The sequence below is a fragment of the Priestia sp. D51 genome, from assembly GCF_053345675.1.
This window is the reverse complement of the sequence record NZ_JBLTIR010000001.1, coordinates 434,431-452,574: the sequence shown is the minus strand read 5'-3', so window position 1 is coordinate 452,574 and position 18,144 is coordinate 434,431. Positions and strand designations below refer to the sequence as shown.

The window sequence follows — 18,144 nt, the reverse complement described above, 5'->3', positions numbered from 1 at the left end:
AAACCTCCTTTAATCATCAAAAATGAATCGCTTTTCCATCTACAGCTAATGAAGCTTCTCCCATCGCTTCTGAAAGGCTAGGATGAGGATGAATGGTATGAGCAATTTCCCATGGTGTAGCATCCAATACCTTTGCAAGACCCGCTTCAGAAATCATATCCGTCACGTGAGGTCCAATCATATGCACACCAAGAACATCATTTGTGTCGGCATCGGCAATAATTTTAACAAATCCCTCTGCCTCTCCATATACAAGAGCTTTTCCAACGGCCTTAAACGGAAACTTTCCAACCTTCAGCTGAAATCCTTGCTGTTTTGCTTCTTGTTCTGTTAATCCTACACTTGCTGCCTCCGGGCTGCTGTATACGCATTTAGAAATTGTTGTGTAATCAATCTTCAAAGGCTTGTCACCGTGTAAATGCTCAACAGCTACGATTCCTTCGTGAGAAGCTACATGTGCAAGCTGCAGTCCGCCAATCACATCTCCAATTGCGTAGATATGAGATTCTTTCGTTTGATAAAAATCATTTGTGGCAATCACACCGTTTTCTACTACAATATCGGTATTCTCGAGACCAATTCCTTCGACATTCGCTTGACGCCCTACAGATACAAGCAGCTTTTCTGCTTCATATTCTTGCATATCGTCTCCTACTTGAGCAGAAATTTTCACCTGACCACCAACAGACAGTGTATCAGCCATTACTTTAGCAGAAGTAATAATGGTAACTCCTTTTGCTTTTAAAAGCTTCGTCATTTCACGGGAGATATCTTGATCTTCTGTTGGTAAAATTCGATCGCTGTATTCAACAACCGTTACATCAACATCAAAATCTGTGAGCATTGACGCCCATTCAATTCCAATGACGCCGCCTCCCACAATAATAATAGAAGCAGGAAGTGTTTCCATCTTTAATGCTTCATCTGAAGTGATTACTTTCTCTCCATCGATTGTTAAACCAGGTAATGTTCTAGGGCGAGACCCTGTTGCGACAATTACATTCTTTGGAATAAGCATTTCGTTTTCTTCACCGCTTTTTAATTCAACGGAGATGGTTCCTGGCATAGGAGAAAAAATAGAAGGTCCTAAAATACGTCCAATTCCTTCATATACGTCAATTTTACCTTTTTTCATTAGCTGTTTGACACCATTATGTAACTGTGAAACAATTTCTGACTTTCGTTCTTGTACACGAGCATAGTTCAATAGTACATTGGACGTTTCTACGCCAAATTCACTGCTTTTCTTAGCCGTTTGATAGACTTCTGCACTTCTTAGTAAAGCTTTGCTTGGGATACACCCTGCGTGCAGGCATGTGCCGCCTAACTTATTTTTTTCCACAACCGCTACCGATAGACCTAACTGAGAGGCACGAATAGCTGCTACGTACCCTCCGGTTCCACCGCCGAGAATGACCAAATCATATTCTTTTGCCACACTGCTTCACACCTTTCTGCAAACGCTATTAAGCGCCTTTATATTCCTTTACTTCTTCTTCACCTGTAAGCACTCGGAGAGCCCCTTCAGCTAGCGCTTGAAGCTCATTTTCTCCAGGATAAACAATGACATCTGCAATCCACTTTACATGATTAATAATCAGCTCAACAAACGCTTTTGAATAAGCAATGCCTCCCGTTAGAATAATGGCATCTACTTTTCCATGCAATACCGTACTGGCAGCTCCAATTTCCTTCGAAATTTGATAAGCCATTGCTTCGTAGATAAGCTTAGCTTTTTCGTTTCCATTTTTCACTAGCGCTTCGACTTTCTGCACGTCAGATGTGCCCAAATAACCGACAAGTCCGCCTTTTCCTACAAGCATTTTCATAATCTCCTCGCGGTAATACTGACCTGAAAAGCAAAGACGAACTAATTCACCAACCGGTACACCGCCAGCGCGCTCTGGACTAAAAGGACCGTCGCCGTGCAGGCCATTGTTCACATCAATTACTTTTCCGCACTTGTGAACTCCAACCGTAATGCCCCCGCCCATATGGGTAACAATAACGTTCATTTGTTCGTATGTGCTATTCATTTCTTTAGCCACTTTTCGAGCCACCGATTTTTGATTCAGCGCATGAAAGATGCTTTTCCTTTCCATAAAAGGAGTTCCTGAGATACGAGCGATGTCACTTAGCTCATCTACCACCACTGGATCAACAATGTATGCTGGAATATTTAATCCAGATGCAATCTCAAACGCTAAAATCCCGCCTAAATTTGAAGCATGATGGCCGGCATAACCGTCTTTTAAATCTTTGAGCATGGCTTGATTTACTTCGTATGTGCCTCCTTCAATCGGGCGTAAAAGCCCTCCTCTTCCACATACTGCACTTAATTTAGATAAATTAATCCCTTCTTCATCAAGTGCCTCTAAAATCGAGTTTTTACGGAACTCATACTGTGCATATATCGTCTCAAACTGATTCATTTGCTGTGAATCGTAGCGGATTGTTCGATCAAAAATTGGTTTATCGTTGTGAAACACGCCAATTTTTGTGGACGTTGAACCCGGATTTATTATCAGCATTCGATATTCGTACATATCCAACACATGTCCTCCTACCTTATCATTCTCATAAACGAAGGCTAGGTCGAAAGGATTTCATTTATTCCTTTTGCCTAGCCTTCAGCTCAAACATTAGCGCGTATGACGTCTACTTAAAATATGCTGTCCATTTTGTAAAAATTGACTGCGTGAACGACGCAGCTTTTCAATTCTTTCTTCAGCTAAGCGATCTGCTGCTAGATAGGTTGGAATGCCATCTCGCTTTGAGATTTCAACTACCTTTTCAATATTATCATAAATACCTTCAACTTTTTTCAGCGCGCGCTCACGGTTATATCCAACTAGCTCATCAGCTACGTTAATAACGCCTCCTGCATTAATAACATAGTCCGGTGCATATACAATGCCTAATTCATGAATTAAATCACCATGACGCGTTTCTTTCAATTGATTATTAGCTGCCCCTGCAATAACTTTTGCTTTTATTTGAGGGATCGTTTCATCGTTAATCGTTGCTCCGAGTGCACAAGGAGCATAGATATCACATTCTACACCATAAATATCATTTGGGTCTACTGCTTGCGCACCAAATTCTTCTACCGCACGCTGAACAGCTTCTTTATTAATATCCGTTACAATAAGTTTTGCCCCTTCTTCGTGAAGGTGGCGGCATAAATTATATGCTACGTTTCCTACACCTTGGACAGCTACTACTTTTCCTTCAAGCATATCTGTTCCAAATGCTTCTTTTGCTGCTGCTTTAATTCCTCGGTATACGCCGTAGGCTGTGACTGGTGATGGATTGCCTGATGAACCGAAGGCAGGAGATACACCCGTTACATAATCCGTTTCCTCATATACAATATCCATATCCTCTACCGTTGTGCCCACATCTTCTGCTGTAATATATCGACCATTTAACCCTTGAATAAAGCGGCCAAATGCACGGAACATCGCTTCATTTTTGTCTTTGCGAGGATCTCCGATAATAACCGTTTTTCCTCCTCCTAAATTCAAGCCTGCTGCTGCATTTTTATAAGTCATTCCGCGTGATAAACGCAGCGCATCTTCAATTGCAGCCTCTTCTGATTCATATGTCCACATTCTCGTACCGCCTAGAGCTGGTCCAATTGTTGTATCATGAATCGCAATAATGGCTTTTAAGCCTGAATCTTTATCTTGGCAAAATAATAACTGCTCATAATCGTATGTTTCCATATAGTCAAAAATTTTCATTGTTAGTGCCTCCTAAGAATTCTGTTGAGCGACGCTGATAGCAAGCGCCAGTGAGTATAATTTACTTTCTGATGAATCTGCTCTGGATGTTAAGACGACCGGAGCTTTTGCCCCCGCTAGAATAGCTCCAACTTTTGCTTTAGCAAAATAAATAAGGGATTTATATAAGACGTTCCCTGTTTCAATTGCTGGAACGAGTAATATATCTGCTTGACCGGCAACTTCACTTTGAATGCCTTTTTGCTTGGCTGCTTCTATGTTAATGGCATTGTCGAGTGCTAAAGGTCCATCAATAACGCAGCCTTTAATTTGTCCTCTGCGGTTCATCTGTGTAAGAAGTGCAGCCTCTACTGTGGCAGGCATTAAAGGGTTCACAACTTCAACCGCTGCAACAGGAGCTACCTTTGGCACCTCTATCCCAATCGAGTGAGCAACGTTCACCGCGTTTTGAATGATTTGAACTTTCTCTTCCAGAGATGGCGTAATATTCATAGCTGCATCTGTTACAAGAATAGGGCGGTCATAGTGAGGAACGTCAAACACAGCTACATGTGATAAAACATTTCCCGTACGCAAACCATGCTCTTTATTTAACACAGCTTTTAAAATAAGCGATGTGGATAAATTCCCTTTCATTACGATATGAGCTTGACCTTGCTGAACTGAGCGCACAGCCAATTGAGCCGCTTCTAAAACGGACTCCGTATGTACGACCGTCACAGCCTTATGAGTGAGTAAGGATGGGCGGTACTGCCTGAATAATTCATTAATTGTTGTTTCGTTGCCAAACAAAATAAATTCAGAAACTTCCCTTGACACAGCTTCATACACTGCCTCAATTGTTTCTAAGTCTTCAGCTGCAGCAACAGCAACAGTCAAAGAAGACTGCTTAGCAACCCGAGATAAGATGGTAGCAAGAGTCATGGAATGTTCGACCTCTCCTTTTTCATTCTTTCTTTTGCCCCTTTTTAAAGAGCATACTGCGCGTTTATGCAGTCACTTAAAATATATGCAAGATTTGTGCCACACTCTGCATATATTACATAATATAGCTGCTTATATCCGTTTCTACGCACAAAAAATTTTTTTTATTGATTCTAACGACAAACAGAAAAAAAGAATACCTCTCTATTTATATGCAATAACTTGCACACCATGCATTTTATTGCATGCTGTTATTTGCAAGATTGTATTTTTCCAACTTATAATACAGAGAACGCAGGGAAATATTGAGCTGTTTTGCTGTTTTCGTTCGATTATACTCGTTTGCAAGCAGCACTTTTTGAATAAGTTCAGCTTCATAATTTTCCATCATGTGCGCCAAAGTCTTCCCTTCGAATACTACCTCTTCATTCGCCTGATTTTTTTCTTTTTTGCCCTTTCCTTCAAGTGAAGGGAGATGAACAGAATCAATCATTGTTTCCGTATAGTGCATATAAATAATGGCTCTGCCTAATATGTTTTCAAGCTCTCTGACGTTTCCTGGCCAGTCGTATGATCTTAATGATTGTAAAGCCCGTTCTGTTACCCCTTCAACATGTCGGCCGTAATCTTGATTGATTTTTGTAATTAAGTGTGTAACAAGCGCTCCAATATCCTCTTTTCTCTTCCGAAGAGGAGGTATGTGAATCGGAATTTTGTTGAGCCGATAATACAAGTCCTGTCTGATGCTTCCATCAGCCATTCCTTTTTCTAAATTCACATTCGTAGCTGCAATCACGCGAACATTCACCGGAATAGGGGTCGTGCCTCCAACGCGAATAAGCTCTTTTTCTTGAAGCACCCGAAGCAGCTTAGCCTGCATATGAGCTGAAAGCTCCCCAATTTCATCCAAAAAGATGCTACCGTTATTGGCTTCTTCAAACACGCCTCTTTTCCCGCCTCGTTTTGCCCCTGAAAAAGCTCCTTCTTCATACCCAAAAAGTTCACTTTCAAGCAAAGACTCAGAAAGCGCAGCACAGTTGATCCGGACAAATTTATTAAACTTTCGGCTGCTCGCATTATGAATCGCATGTGCAAACAACTCTTTACCAGTTCCAGATTCACCTCTAAGTAAAACAGTAGCTGGTGTTTTAGCAGCAAGTCTAGCCTGCTCAATTGCTAGCTGAAATTCTTCAGACTGACCAATGATATCAGCAAATGAATATTTCGCTTCAAGCGTTCGGATAATTTGACGCGCTCTTTTGAGTTCATTTGTAAGCTCTTGAATTTCAGACATATCATGAATAACGCCAACGCTGCCTTTTAATTTTCCATCGACAATAACAGGGGCAACATTCACAACTACGTCTCTTTTACTCGGACCAAGCCTCATTCTTACACCTCGAACAGGACGTCTTGTTTGCAGCACCTTCATGTGCATACTGTCTCCTTCAGAGATATCGGCAGTCGCGGGCTGACCAATAATATCCGTCTTTTTTAAACCCGTAATTCTCGTATAAGCAGGATTAATTAAAATCCCTCTTCCTTCTTCATCGACAACCGAAATAGCTTCTTCAGAAGATTGAATAATAGCTTGAAGCATAGTTTGTACTTCTTTTAAGTTCGTAACTTCTTCTGCCAATCCGACAACGTCCGTAATATCTTTAAAAATCGAAAAGGCACCAAACAGCTCTCTATTCTCGTCGAGTATCGGTATTCTAGTCGTAATGACCTTCCGTCCGCTATCTAACACAAATTCACTATTTTGATCAATCGTTTTTGTATGAAGAACATCAACAAGTTTACTATTTGGAATAACTTCATGAAGATGCTTACCAATTACATCTCTGTGTGAAAAGTTCGTCAAACGCTCGGCACTTTGATTAAATAGCGTAATATATCCATTCCTATCAATCACGACCATCGCATCATGAGCCGCGTTAAAAATAAGATCATATTTATACGATTCTTGCTTTAACCGCTGAATTAACTCTTCTTTTTCCTCCATCAGATTGGCCATAATTTCAGCAACCAATCCCGGAACTACCAGTGCATCAGCAGGTTTGCTTCTCTGCAATTGTTGAAAAACACCTTGTTTACCTGTTGTTTCAACAATGACATCGAGCTGCTTTGTCATATAAGGCTCCCAATTCATTCCGGTTGAAATATCTTGTTCTTTCGCATGCAAAACAGCCGGCGCGTCAGCTCGTACGTCTACTACACCAATCACTTTCATAAATTCGGTTTCCAACAAGATTTTCAGAATAGCTAATCCGCCTTTTCCTCCTCCAACGATCAACACATTTTGCATATTTTTTCACCTTTTCTACTTAATATGTACATGTTCCGTGCAAAATATTGCATATACCTATCATATAAAAAAAGAAACGCTCTTGACAATTTATTTAGTTCTTTTATGATTCAAGTATAACGGTTTTATAATGTAAACGCATTCATTTTAAAAAAGAGAAGCGAAAGGAGAAGCTATGGTTCGAATTATTGCCCTGCTAATCTTACTTATTCCTGGTATACTCGCTGGATATGGCATTAAACTTATGAGAGATATGATTTTTGGCATCCTGCAATCCCCGTTCCCTTCTTTATTTTTGCAATTTTCAGTCGGCCTTCTGTTATTTGTAATCGGCCTTGGATTTGTTGCTGGCTTTATTCTGCACAGAGACCGCAAGCGAAACAAAGTTCAAAACAGATTTCAAAAAGATAAAAAAACATCGCATTAATGCGATGTTTTTTTACGAAAAGCGTCCCCAAAATTGCTTCACCATTTTTTCAGGATAATCAGTAATAATGGATTCACATCCATATTTCCGAAGCTGCTCAGCTACTTTTACATCATTTACTGTGTAAGGTCGCACTGGAATTTGACAATCTTTTGAAGCGGCTACATTTACTTCATTCACGGTACGCTGATTAGGGTGAAGAGCTTTTGCGCCAAGATGCTGCGCATATACCCAAGGCTCATACATCGGATAAGAATATAAAATAGCTGTTTCAATCGTAGAATCCAAAGAACCAATTCGGGCTAAGCTGTTATGATTAAAAGATGAAATCATCGTTCGATCCTTCATCTTGTATAAATAAATTAAATCTAAAACTTTCATTTCTAAGTATGGATAGTCAAATATATTGTTTTTCAACTCGATGTTTACGCTAATTCCTTCACTTGAAGCCCACTCCATTACTTCATTTAACATGGGAATTTTACATGCCCCGTACTTTTTTTTGAACTTATAGCTCGCATCTAATTTTTGTAAATCTTGATACGTAAAATCTTTTACATACCCTTTTCCATTCGTCGTTCGATCTACTTTTTCATCATGAATTACAGCAAGTTCCCCATCCTTTGTCATATGCACATCAAGTTCAATTCCGTGTGCTCCGACTCTCGCTGCTTCTTTGAAGGAAATCATCGTATTTTCAGGAAACGTTCCAGCTGCGCCGCGATGACCTATTACAAACATACTTGCTCAACTCCTCTATTATCACTTATTATTAACTTTAGCATTACTTAATAGTGAAAGCACGAATTTACTGTTTATACTTCTTCACTTTCATTACTTTATATGCAAAAGGAGGTCGTTGTGTATGAGACCACTGCAAATTTCTCCGGATACAGCCGTAAAATTAGCAGAACAATTAAATATCCCCCTCGAGCAATTGATGCATATGCCTCAGCATATTTTGCTGCAGAAGCTTGCTGAATTAAATGCGGGCGAAGATAAAAAAGGATCTGAATAACAGATCCTTTTTTCTTTCGAATTTTCGTTTCCAAAAATAGTATTACTTTCTTACTTCATTTCCCATAACATATATTAGAATATTTAATAATATAAATGTATTTTTAAAAATGCTTTTAAATAAGTAATTTAATACTTTTTTGTGTATATTTAATTATTTTTTGATTTTTCCATATAATTTCATTGACGAAATTATTGTTTTTCTACTAAAATAAAAATACATTATATTTATTCCAGTACTTATATTCTGATTTTTTGATCAATTCAAATAAAAGAATTAAATAGTATGAGAGAAATTTTAGGGGGACTTCATTATGCAAGCAGCTGTACAACACGAAAATCAGCAGCCAAATGAGTCTAGGAAAAAACACCCTCCTGGACTGTACTTATTATTCGCGACTGAGGCATGGGAAAGGTTTAGTTATTATGGAATGAGAGCCATTCTGGTTCTTTATTTAACTGCTACCGCTGCTCAAGGTGGACTCGGGGTAGATAAAGCAACTGCACTGAGCTTATATGGAACATTCACTAGTGCTGTTTACATTACGCCGATGATTGGCGGATATTTAACAGACCGCTTCCTCGGAAGAAGGCTAGCCATCACAATCGGTGGTGTGATTATGGCACTCGGGAATTTTTCCATCTTCATTCATCAAAGCGTAGCCGCTTTGTATATCGGACTTGCTTTATTAATTATCGGAAACGGATTTTTCAAACCAAATATCTCCACATTGGTCGGAGATCTTTATGCAGAAAATGATCCTCGCCGTGACGGTGCTTTTACCATTTTTTATATGGGTATTAACTTTGGTGCATTTTTCGCCCCATTAGTTGTTGGATTAATGAGTTATAAATACGGATTTTTAACAGCAGCTATCGGAATGGTTGTTGGACAAATTTTATTTAACCTACTGGCTAATCGCTATTTAGGTGATATTGGGAAAGAGCCTACAGGAAAAGTTCATGCAGCAGCATCTCAAACATCAACTGCTCCGCTGACAGCACGAGAAAAGAAAAGAACGGTTGCTATCGTTATTCTAGCTTTCGTTGTTATTGCTTTCTGGACAGCTTTTGAACAGGCTGGAAGTTCTTTAACGCTATATGCTCAAGATCAAATTGATCGTCAAATCGGTAGTTTTACGGTTCCAACAGAGTGGTTCCAATCATTGAATCCACTGTTTATCATGATTTTAGCACCAATTATGTCACTTGTTTGGTACAAGCTAGGAAATTCAAAACGCGGTGATTTTAAAACACCAACAAAAATGGGTATGGGACTTGTAACAGTCGGATTAGGATTCTTAATTTTAATTCCAGCCGTTATGTATACTGGTAATGACCCAGCTTTAAAAGTAAATATCCTATTTATGATTTTCACTTACTTCCTGCACACGCTAGCTGAGCTTATGATTTCGCCAGTAGGGTTGTCTATGGTAAGTAGACTGGCTCCATTAAAGCTTGCTTCTCTTTTAATGGGCGTATGGATGGCAAGCTCTGCTGTTGCTAATAAGCTAGCGGGTGTTCTTGCATCTTATACACAGTCGTTAGGTTATTTCGACATCTTCAGCTTAATCGGAGCTGTAACAATTGTACTTGGAATTATTGTTTTGTTCCTTTCAAAACCGATTGCTAAATTAATGGATTAAAAAAAGCAGCCTTTTCTGAAGGCTGCTTTTTTTATCATTTACTTATCCATATATGTAGATGAATTTTTTAACACATCTTCTAAATCTTCTTTCAAACACAAAGCCCTCATAACAATTAAATAAATTATTTCAATAAAATACACTACTATGGATCACAAGATGTACATTCCCTTAACCTCCCTATTTCCAACTCTTAAAACAAAATGAAAGGACCCATGAATGATTAAAATCCATCGGCCCTCCAGTAAAAAGTTTATTGGTTTTCAGTTTAATATCTAGTGTAAATTCCAAAAGTTTATCGGCATGTACTCTGTATTACAAAAGGTATCAGCTCACTCAAAACCCCGTAATTCCAGCAGTCCTATCCCTTTCAACTCGCTTTATGTTCAAGGCGTAATTTATCCGCAACCATGGCGATAAATTCACTATTTGTCGGCTTTGCTTTTGACATGCTGACAGTATATCCGAATAATGAAGAAATGGAATCAATGTTTCCTCGGCTCCACGCTACTTCAATAGCATGACGAATGGCGCGCTCAACGCGGCTTGCTGTTGTATTGTATTTTTTTGCAATGTCAGGATACAGCACTTTTGTAATCGACCCAAGCAGCTCAATATCCTTATATACCATTGAAATGGCTTCTCTCAAATATAAATAACCTTTAATATGAGCAGGTACACCAATTTCGTGAATGATGCTCGTAATGCTTGCATCTAAATTTGCTGGTTTGCTGTCGCGATGCGAACGCATGGAAGAAGATGAACGTTGCATAAATGAAGATGTTTGTCCGCTAACTTGACGAATATGATTCACTAAGTTTTCCATATCAAACGGCTTTAGAATAAAATAAGCAGCTCCTAAATCAACCGCTTTTTTCGTTACGTCTTCTTGCCCAAATGCTGTTAGCATGATGACATTTGGATAATTTTCTTTTTTCATTTCTTTTAACTGACCTAAAACTGCTAATCCATCTAGATGCGGCATAATAATGTCTAATACAAGAACATCCGGATCTTTATCTTTTAAAATGGATAAACACTCTTGTCCATTATAAGCTACTCCGATTACTTCCATGTCTTCTTGCTCTGAAATATAATCTTCAAGCAAACCAATTAGTTCCCGATTATCATCAACCAAGCATACTTTAATTTTTTTCAATGCAGCTTCCTCCTCAGTCCTTTATGTTATACGTCGTTTCCTACGTGTCTCTATTCTTTATTCTAAAGGACAAATTCGACAATGCAACATTATTTCCTTTATTTTTTTAGAAAAAAGTCTTTTAAATGGAATTTATTCGATTTTCTCTTATTTTCTTTGTTTTTCGACGTTTTTCTCGTACATTTACGACAATAATTTTTATCAAAAAAAGCGAACTAATGACAACATTAGCTCGCTTTTTTTCGATTATTTTTATAAATATCGATTCCTGCTTCGTTAAGCATCCATTCAATATGGACACCGTAACCGGAGGTAGGATCATTTACAAAAACATGGGTAACCGCTCCAACGACTTTACCGTTTTGAATAATCGGACTCCCGCTCATTCCTTGAACAATTCCACCTGTTTTCTTTAACAATTTAGGATCTGTAATTTTAATAACCATTCCTTTAGTAGCCGGAAACTTTTGAGGTATAGTACTCATAATTTCAATATCAAATTCTTCCACTTGATCATCATCTACTACCGTTAGAATTTTAGCCGGTCCTTCTTTTACTTGATGAGATAGAGCAATTGGCATTGCTTTATCCATTATTCCGTTTTCCATCGTTGAAGACAATTTTCCAAAAATACCGAAAGGACTATTTCGTGTAATATTTCCAATGATTTGTCTATCTTCAGAAAACCTCGCTAGCTTTTCGCCGGGAACGCCATTCGAACCTTTCTCAATTGATGTAACGGTCGAACGGACAATTTGTCCATCTTCTACTACGATTGGCTTTTTTGTATCCATATCCGAAATAACATGGCCTAAAGCGCCGTACTTTTTAGATTTTGGATCATAAAAAGTCATTGTGCCAATTCCTGCAGCTGAATCACGGATGTATAAACCGATTCTGTACGCATAATCTTGCTTATCTTTTAACGGATAAAGCTTCGTGTCAAACTGCTTTTTTTCTCTTAAAATATGCAGATTTAATGGTTCACCCGTTTTCCCTGCCTGCTGAATAAACGGTGTAATATCACTCATTTTTTCAATGGTTTTACCATTAATCTTCGTAATCATATCTCCAACTTGAATACCCGCAATTTCGCCAGGAGATTTTTTACCTTTTGCTGTATCTACCTGATGATAGCCTACAACAAGAACACCTTTTGAATTTAATTTCACACCGATTGATTGTCCACCAGGAATGACTTTAAAATCAGATAATACCTGCACGTCTACACGCTTTACAGGAATACCGGCTAAATGAAGCATCAACTCTTCTTTGCCTACCTGTTTGCCTGCTACGGTCAGCTTCGCCTTGTTACTTGTTACATCGTAAACAGGTGATGAAGCTTCTACGCTAAGCGGTAATGTCGTATTAATTTTTTCTTTTTGCTGTTCAAATAAGACGATTTGTTTTGGAATGTGTATATATTGTTGCACAACTGGAATAAATCCTACAAAAATGAACGAAACAAGGAGAATCGCACCAATTATATGTCTGTATCGATTTTGCATGTTTTCACTCTCCTCGCTTCCTCGCCTAAATGGCTACACATTTAATTTAGCCTTCTTAGAGCGCATTTATAACAGAAGTTCAGAGAAAAATGAAAAGAAGTGCAAGGAAACATTTTCAGTTCCTCCATTTTGTATAAAAAAACACCTTTAACACATACTGTTACGTGTTAAAAGGTGTTTTGTTAAATGGTCTGCTTCATCTTATCCGCTAAATCTAAAAGCTCTTTGGCATGCTCCTTCGTTAAGCTTGTAATTTCAGCTCCTGCAATCATTCGACCAATTTCTTTTACTTTTTCATCAAGAGTTAATGGAAGAACAGATGTCGTTGTACGATCACCTTTTATCTCTTTAGCAATAAAGAGGTGAGTATCTGCCATAGCTGCTACCTGCGGCAAATGAGATATGCAAAGAACCTGCGAATCAACGGAAATGGCATGTATTTTTTCACCGATCGATTGAGCTACTCTTCCACTTACGCCTGTATCAACTTCATCAAAGATAATGGACGTCACGCCTTGATGCTTAGAGAAGATGCTTTTTAACGCCAGCATGATCCTTGACAGTTCTCCGCCTGATGCTACTTTCGCAAGAGGCTTTAACGGTTCACCAGGGTTGGTAGAAATATAAAACGCTACGTTGTCAATGCCGTCTTTGGTGAATTTTATTCTTTCGCCATTTACTTCAACGTCATTTTTACCTGCATTTACGACAGAGAATTTAATTTGAAATACGGTTTTAGCCATATAGAGTTCTTGAAGCTCATGATGGATGCTGTCCGTTAACTCCTGAGCAAGTTTTTTTCGAATAGCTGAAACGTTGTTAGCTTCTACTAATAAATCCTGTGCTACGCTGTTTAACTGTTCTTTGATCTTGCTCACGTGCGTATCTCGATTTTCAATACGATCAATTTCATCTTCAATTTGCGCTGCATATTCTAGAATTTCATCTACACTTTGACCGTATTTACGCTTTAAATGATTAATTTCATTTAAACGCGCTTCAATAAAGTCTAAGCGTTTCGGATCAAATTCTAATAAATCCAGCTGCTGACGAATTTTATAAGATGCGTCTTCTAACTGATAGAAGCTCGATGAAATAATCTCCGAAATTTCGGCATAGTTTTTTTCCAGTGACGAAATATCCTCCGTATGATTCATTGCTACGCCTACCCAATCCAGACCTTGATGTTCACCGTGCAGCGCATTGTACGCATCGTTTAGCGACGTATAGATCTTTTCAAAATTGGAAATCTTCAAACGCTCTTCATTTAGTTCCTCGTCTTCATTGAGCTGCAAATTTGCGGCTTTGATTTCATCTAATTGAAATTGAATAAGATCGAGGCGATGTGCCATCTGCTGCTCATTTTCAGTTAATTGATCCAACTGCTTTTTTAGCGACGTATACCTCGAAAATACCTCTCGATACTCCGTCAAAGCCTCTTCTACTTTTTCTCCTCCATATTGATCAAGAAGAGTTAAGTGACGATCTTGATTCATTAAATCTTGGTGCTCGTGCTGTCCATGTATATCAATTAACGTCTGTCCGACTTCACGTAGGATAGCTAACGTTACGAGCTTCCCATTGATACGGCAAATACTTTTCCCATTTGTAGTGATATCTCGGCGAAGCACAATCATTCCATCTTCCACTTCCAAACCGACTTGTTTGGCTTTTTCGTGACTCGGATGCTGTTCTTCATCAAATAAGAAAAGCCCTTCAATTTCGGCTCTGTCTGTTCCATGGCGGACAAACTCCGAAGAGCCTCTTCCACCTACTAACAATGAAATGGCATCAATAATAATCGACTTTCCCGCTCCTGTTTCGCCTGTTAATACCGTTAAGCCTTTTTCAAATGAAACAGAAAGTTCATCAATAATCGCAAAGTTTTTAATGGATAATTCAGCTAACAACCTGCTTCACTCACCTTTATAACATTTCTAAGAATCGGTCTGATATAATTTGCGTATCTTCAGGAGTACGGCAAATAATCAAACATGTATCGTCTCCACAAATTGTTCCTAATATTTCATCCCAGTCCAAATGATCAATTAATGCGCCAATCGCATTTGCGTTTCCCGGCAATGTTTTCATCACCAGCATATGCCCGGCTGAATCAATTTTTACAAATGCGTCCATAAGAGAGCGCTTTAACTTTTGTAAGGGATTAAAACGCTGATCTGCAGGCAAGCTGTATTTGTATCGTCCGTCCATCAAAGGCACTTTGACTAAGTGCAGTTCTTTAATATCACGAGAGATTGTTGCCTGTGTTACATTAAAACCTTGGTTTTTTAAAATATCTACCAATTCATCCTGTGTTTCAATATCATTATTCGTGATAATGTCACGAATTTTAATATGTCTTTGCCCTTTATTCATGTTGGCACCTCACATTAATATGTAATCTTCTTTTTGTTTTGTTGTTTATAAGTCTTTCACTAATTAAGTATCATAATGTGTTCAACTTGATTATGCACCTTTTGTATAAAGAGTCATAATCAAATCGCCAATGCTAAGTTTTTGCTTAACATTGGCCATTATTACTTTTTCTCTTTTAACGTCTTATGTGCTTCTTCGACCACTTCACGCACAGTAAGCGGAGCTTGATTTTCACCAAGTTCACGCTCGCCTTTCCAGCTCAGGTGAAGAAGAAATTCGATATTTCCATCTCCTCCTGTTATCGGTGAATACGACATGTTATATACATCGTATCCTTGACGAAGGGAGAAATCCACCATTCCTTGAAGGACTTCTTCATGCACTTTTGAGTCACGCACGATTCCTTTTTTCCCAACTTGCTCTCTTCCAGCCTCAAACTGTGGCTTAACAAGTGCAACAACATCGCTGTATGGAACAAGAAGTGTTTTTAACACAGGGAGAATGAGTCTTAAGGAAATAAAAGATACATCAATAGAAGCGAATTCAGGCAAGCCTCTTGATAAATCAGCTGGTGTCACATAACGGAAATTTGTTCGTTCCATTACTTCTACTCGCTCATCTTGACGAAGCTTCCAAGCTAGCTGATTATAGCCTACGTCTAGCGCATAGGACATCTTCGCTCCATTTTGAAGCGCACAATCGGTAAAGCCTCCAGTAGAAGAACCAATATCAATCATGATTTTATCCGCTACATGGACATTAAATTCTTTAATCGCTTTTTCAAGCTTAAAGCCGCCTCTGCTGACGTAAGGCATCACTGCACCTTTAATTGTCAGCGGCGTATCGCGTTCAATTTTCTCTCCCGGCTTATCCAAACGGACTTCATTCGCATAAACAAGTCCTGCCATCACTGTACGCTTTGCTTTTTCTCTTGTTTCAATCAAACCTCGTTCTACTAACAATACATCTACTCGTTCTTTTTTTGTCACTTAACTTCAAGCCTCTTTTGTGTTGGTGTTACGAGTTTTTTAACTCGATTTATAATCTCTTCTTTGGTTAAGCCAATTTCTTCTAAAAGTTTTGTTACGCTGCCGTGCTCGATAAAGCGATCTGGAATACCCATACGTTCAACGCGAGTATTATAATAGCCGTGCTCTGATGCAAACTCTAACACCGCACTTCCAAAACCGCCTTGAAGTACCGCTTCTTCCACCGTAATCACAGGCTTATTCGTTTGGAAAATCTCGTGAAGCATTTTTTCATCCAGCGGTTTAATAAAACGAGCATTGACCACTTTGACGCTGATTCCTTGCTTCTCAAGTTCTGCTGCTGCATCCATCGCCATTGAAATCGTTGTACCAAACGTTAAAATGGTTGTATCCGAACCTTCTTTTAATACGTCCCATGTACCGATCGGAATGTTTTTCAGTTCTGAATCTAGTTCAACACCTAATCCGTTTCCTCTCGCATAGCGCATCGCAATCGGACCTTCTTCATAAGTCAAAGCAGTGTGAACCATGTGCTGACCTTCATTTTCGTTTTTTGGCATCATAATAACAAGGTTAGGCAAATGACGTAAAAACGCAATGTCAAATACACCTTGATGCGTTTCACCATCAGCACCTACTAGTCCAGCTCGATCAATCCCAATAAATACATTTAGCTTCTGACGGCAAATATCATGAACCACTTGATCGTATGCACGCTGTAAAAACGTCGAATAAATAGCTAAAAAGGGCTTCATATTTTGAGTTGCAAGACCAGCGGCCATTGTTGTTGCATGCTGCTCTGCAATCCCAACATCAAACATGCGATGCGGAAACTCTTTTTGAAACGCTTCAAGTTTTGAACCTACAGGCATTGCTGGCGTTACTGCTACGATACGCTCATCTTCTCTAGCCATTTTCAATACCGTATCACTTACTAATTTACTCCAAGCAATCGGAACATTTTTGTCTTTAATAAAGTCACCGGACTCAATTTTGTAAGGGCCTGTACCATGCCACGCTCCGCTTTTGTCGCTTTCCGCTGGCAAGTACCCTTTCCCTTTTTTCGTAATCACATGAATCAGTACCGGTCCTTTTGTTTTCTTTGCATATTGTAACGTTTCCAATAAATCGTCATAGCTATGGCCGTCAACCGGTCCTAAATACGTAAAGCCAAGATCTTCAAAGAACATGCCTGACACAACCATGTACTTTAGGCCATCTTTTACACGTTCTGCCGTTGCCGCGAGCTTACCGCCTACCGCAGGCACTTTTTTCAGTAGAACTTCAAGCTCATCTTTTACCCAGTTGTATTTGCCCGCCGTGCGCAAACGCCCCAGAATGCTGTGTACAGCCCCGACGTTAGGAGCGATAGACATTTCATTGTCATTTAAAATAACGGTCATATCCGTTTGCTCGTGCCCGATGTGGTTAAGCGCTTCAAGAGCCATACCACCTGTTAAAGCTCCGTCACCAATGATAGGAACAATGTGAGCTTTTGTTTTTTGCAAATCTCTTGCAGCAGCCATTCCCATTGCGGCTGAAAGAGATGTAGAACTATGTCCCGTTTCCCATACATCATGCTCACTTTCATCTCGCTTTGGAAAACCGCATAATCCTTTATATTGACGGATTGTATCAAACTCTCCCGCTCGTCCTGTTAAAATTTTATGGACATACGACTGATGCCCGACGTCCCATAAAAATTTATCTTTTGGACTGTCGAACACTTTATGGAGTGCAAGCGTTAACTCAACAACCCCTAAATTTGGCCCTATATGACCACCAGTTGCAGAAAGCTTTGTAATTAAAAAACGACGAATCTCTTCACTTAGTTCTTCTAATTGTGTTACTGACATTTTCTTTAAAAACTCAGGATTTTTTATCGTTGTAAGATCCAAGGTGGATCACTCACTTTCGTACTTGTTATAAAGTTACCTTAATACATTGTCTATTGTTTTATACGTATAGTCAATTTTTAGTATTTCCTTATTACTTACAATACCTTTGATATTCTATCAGTAAACCAGTGATATTCAAAGGAAAA

The 18,144-nt window shown here is 39.0% G+C and carries 15 protein-coding genes; 3 read left to right on the top strand and 12 right to left on the bottom strand.

Features of this window, described 5'->3' with window-relative positions; all coding sequences use genetic code 11:
• Positions 1-16: 16 nt before the first annotated feature.
• The 5 genes from lpdA to ACNHOZ_RS02395 form a co-directional block, all read right to left on the bottom strand.
• On the bottom strand, positions 17-1,438 hold the full coding sequence (gene lpdA / locus ACNHOZ_RS02415) for a dihydrolipoyl dehydrogenase (protein WP_028411580.1): 1,422 nt from the start codon (positions 1,436-1,438) through the stop codon (positions 17-19).
• 28 nt (positions 1,439-1,466) lie between these two features.
• Complete coding sequence (buk, locus tag ACNHOZ_RS02410) at positions 1,467-2,546, bottom strand: butyrate kinase (RefSeq protein ID WP_372497474.1); 1,080 nt, start codon at positions 2,544-2,546, stop codon at positions 1,467-1,469.
• 96 nt (positions 2,547-2,642) lie between these two features.
• Positions 2,643-3,746 (bottom strand): branched-chain amino acid dehydrogenase, encoded by a 1,104-nt coding sequence (gene bcd / locus ACNHOZ_RS02405; protein ID WP_013059125.1) that lies wholly within the window; start codon positions 3,744-3,746, stop codon positions 2,643-2,645.
• Positions 3,747-3,758: 12 nt separating this feature from the next.
• Entirely contained in the window at positions 3,759-4,670 is a 912-nt protein-coding gene (gene yqiS, locus ACNHOZ_RS02400; RefSeq protein WP_028411582.1) for a phosphate butyryltransferase, read from the bottom strand.
• Positions 4,671-4,908: 238 nt separating this feature from the next.
• Complete coding sequence (locus ACNHOZ_RS02395) at positions 4,909-6,978, bottom strand: sigma-54 interaction domain-containing protein (RefSeq protein ID WP_048019773.1); 2,070 nt, start codon at positions 6,976-6,978, stop codon at positions 4,909-4,911.
• A gap of 175 nt (positions 6,979-7,153) precedes the next feature.
• On the opposite strand from ACNHOZ_RS02395, the gene ACNHOZ_RS02390 reads away from it, so the two are divergent.
• Positions 7,154-7,405 (top strand): DUF2627 domain-containing protein, encoded by a 252-nt coding sequence (locus ACNHOZ_RS02390; protein ID WP_028411584.1) that lies wholly within the window; start codon positions 7,154-7,156, stop codon positions 7,403-7,405.
• A gap of 12 nt (positions 7,406-7,417) precedes the next feature.
• Here ACNHOZ_RS02390 and ACNHOZ_RS02385 read toward each other — a convergent pair whose 3' ends face one another.
• Complete coding sequence (locus ACNHOZ_RS02385) at positions 7,418-8,146, bottom strand: glycerophosphodiester phosphodiesterase (protein WP_048019772.1); 729 nt, start codon at positions 8,144-8,146, stop codon at positions 7,418-7,420.
• Between the two features lie 124 nt (positions 8,147-8,270).
• Here ACNHOZ_RS02385 and ACNHOZ_RS02380 point away from each other — a divergent pair, with 124 nt between their 5' ends.
• Positions 8,271-8,423, top strand: a complete 153-nt coding sequence (locus tag ACNHOZ_RS02380) for a YycC family protein (protein WP_064504589.1) — start codon at positions 8,271-8,273, stop codon at positions 8,421-8,423.
• 313 nt (positions 8,424-8,736) lie between these two features.
• A complete protein-coding gene (locus tag ACNHOZ_RS02375) occupies positions 8,737-10,068 on the top strand; it encodes a peptide MFS transporter (protein WP_033579713.1) in 1,332 nt (443 codons plus the stop codon).
• Positions 10,069-10,438: 370 nt separating this feature from the next.
• Here the strand turns inward: ACNHOZ_RS02375 and spo0A are convergent, their stop codons facing one another.
• The 6 genes from spo0A to dxs all read right to left on the bottom strand — a co-directional run bounded on the left by spo0A (position 10,439) and on the right by dxs (position 17,998).
• A complete protein-coding gene (spo0A, locus tag ACNHOZ_RS02370; RefSeq protein WP_013084985.1) occupies positions 10,439-11,227 on the bottom strand; it encodes a sporulation transcription factor Spo0A in 789 nt (262 codons plus the stop codon).
• 227 nt (positions 11,228-11,454) lie between these two features.
• Positions 11,455-12,735 (bottom strand): SpoIVB peptidase, encoded by a 1,281-nt coding sequence (gene spoIVB / locus ACNHOZ_RS02365; protein WP_028411587.1) that lies wholly within the window; start codon positions 12,733-12,735, stop codon positions 11,455-11,457.
• A gap of 182 nt (positions 12,736-12,917) precedes the next feature.
• The gene (recN, locus tag ACNHOZ_RS02360) at positions 12,918-14,645 is read right to left on the bottom strand and encodes a DNA repair protein RecN (RefSeq protein ID WP_014458250.1); all 1,728 of its coding nucleotides are present in this window, start codon (positions 14,643-14,645) and stop codon (positions 12,918-12,920) included.
• Positions 14,646-14,661: 16 nt separating this feature from the next.
• Positions 14,662-15,111, bottom strand: coding sequence for a transcriptional regulator AhrC/ArgR (ahrC, locus tag ACNHOZ_RS02355; RefSeq protein ID WP_013059136.1), 450 nt, complete (start codon positions 15,109-15,111; stop codon positions 14,662-14,664).
• Between the two features lie 161 nt (positions 15,112-15,272).
• The gene (locus ACNHOZ_RS02350) at positions 15,273-16,100 is read right to left on the bottom strand and encodes a TlyA family RNA methyltransferase (protein WP_028411589.1); all 828 of its coding nucleotides are present in this window, start codon (positions 16,098-16,100) and stop codon (positions 15,273-15,275) included.
• A complete protein-coding gene (gene dxs, locus ACNHOZ_RS02345) occupies positions 16,097-17,998 on the bottom strand; it encodes a 1-deoxy-D-xylulose-5-phosphate synthase (protein ID WP_048019771.1) in 1,902 nt (633 codons plus the stop codon). Before dxs ends, ACNHOZ_RS02350 begins: the two co-directional genes overlap by 4 nt.
• Positions 17,999-18,144: the final 146 nt, after the last annotated feature.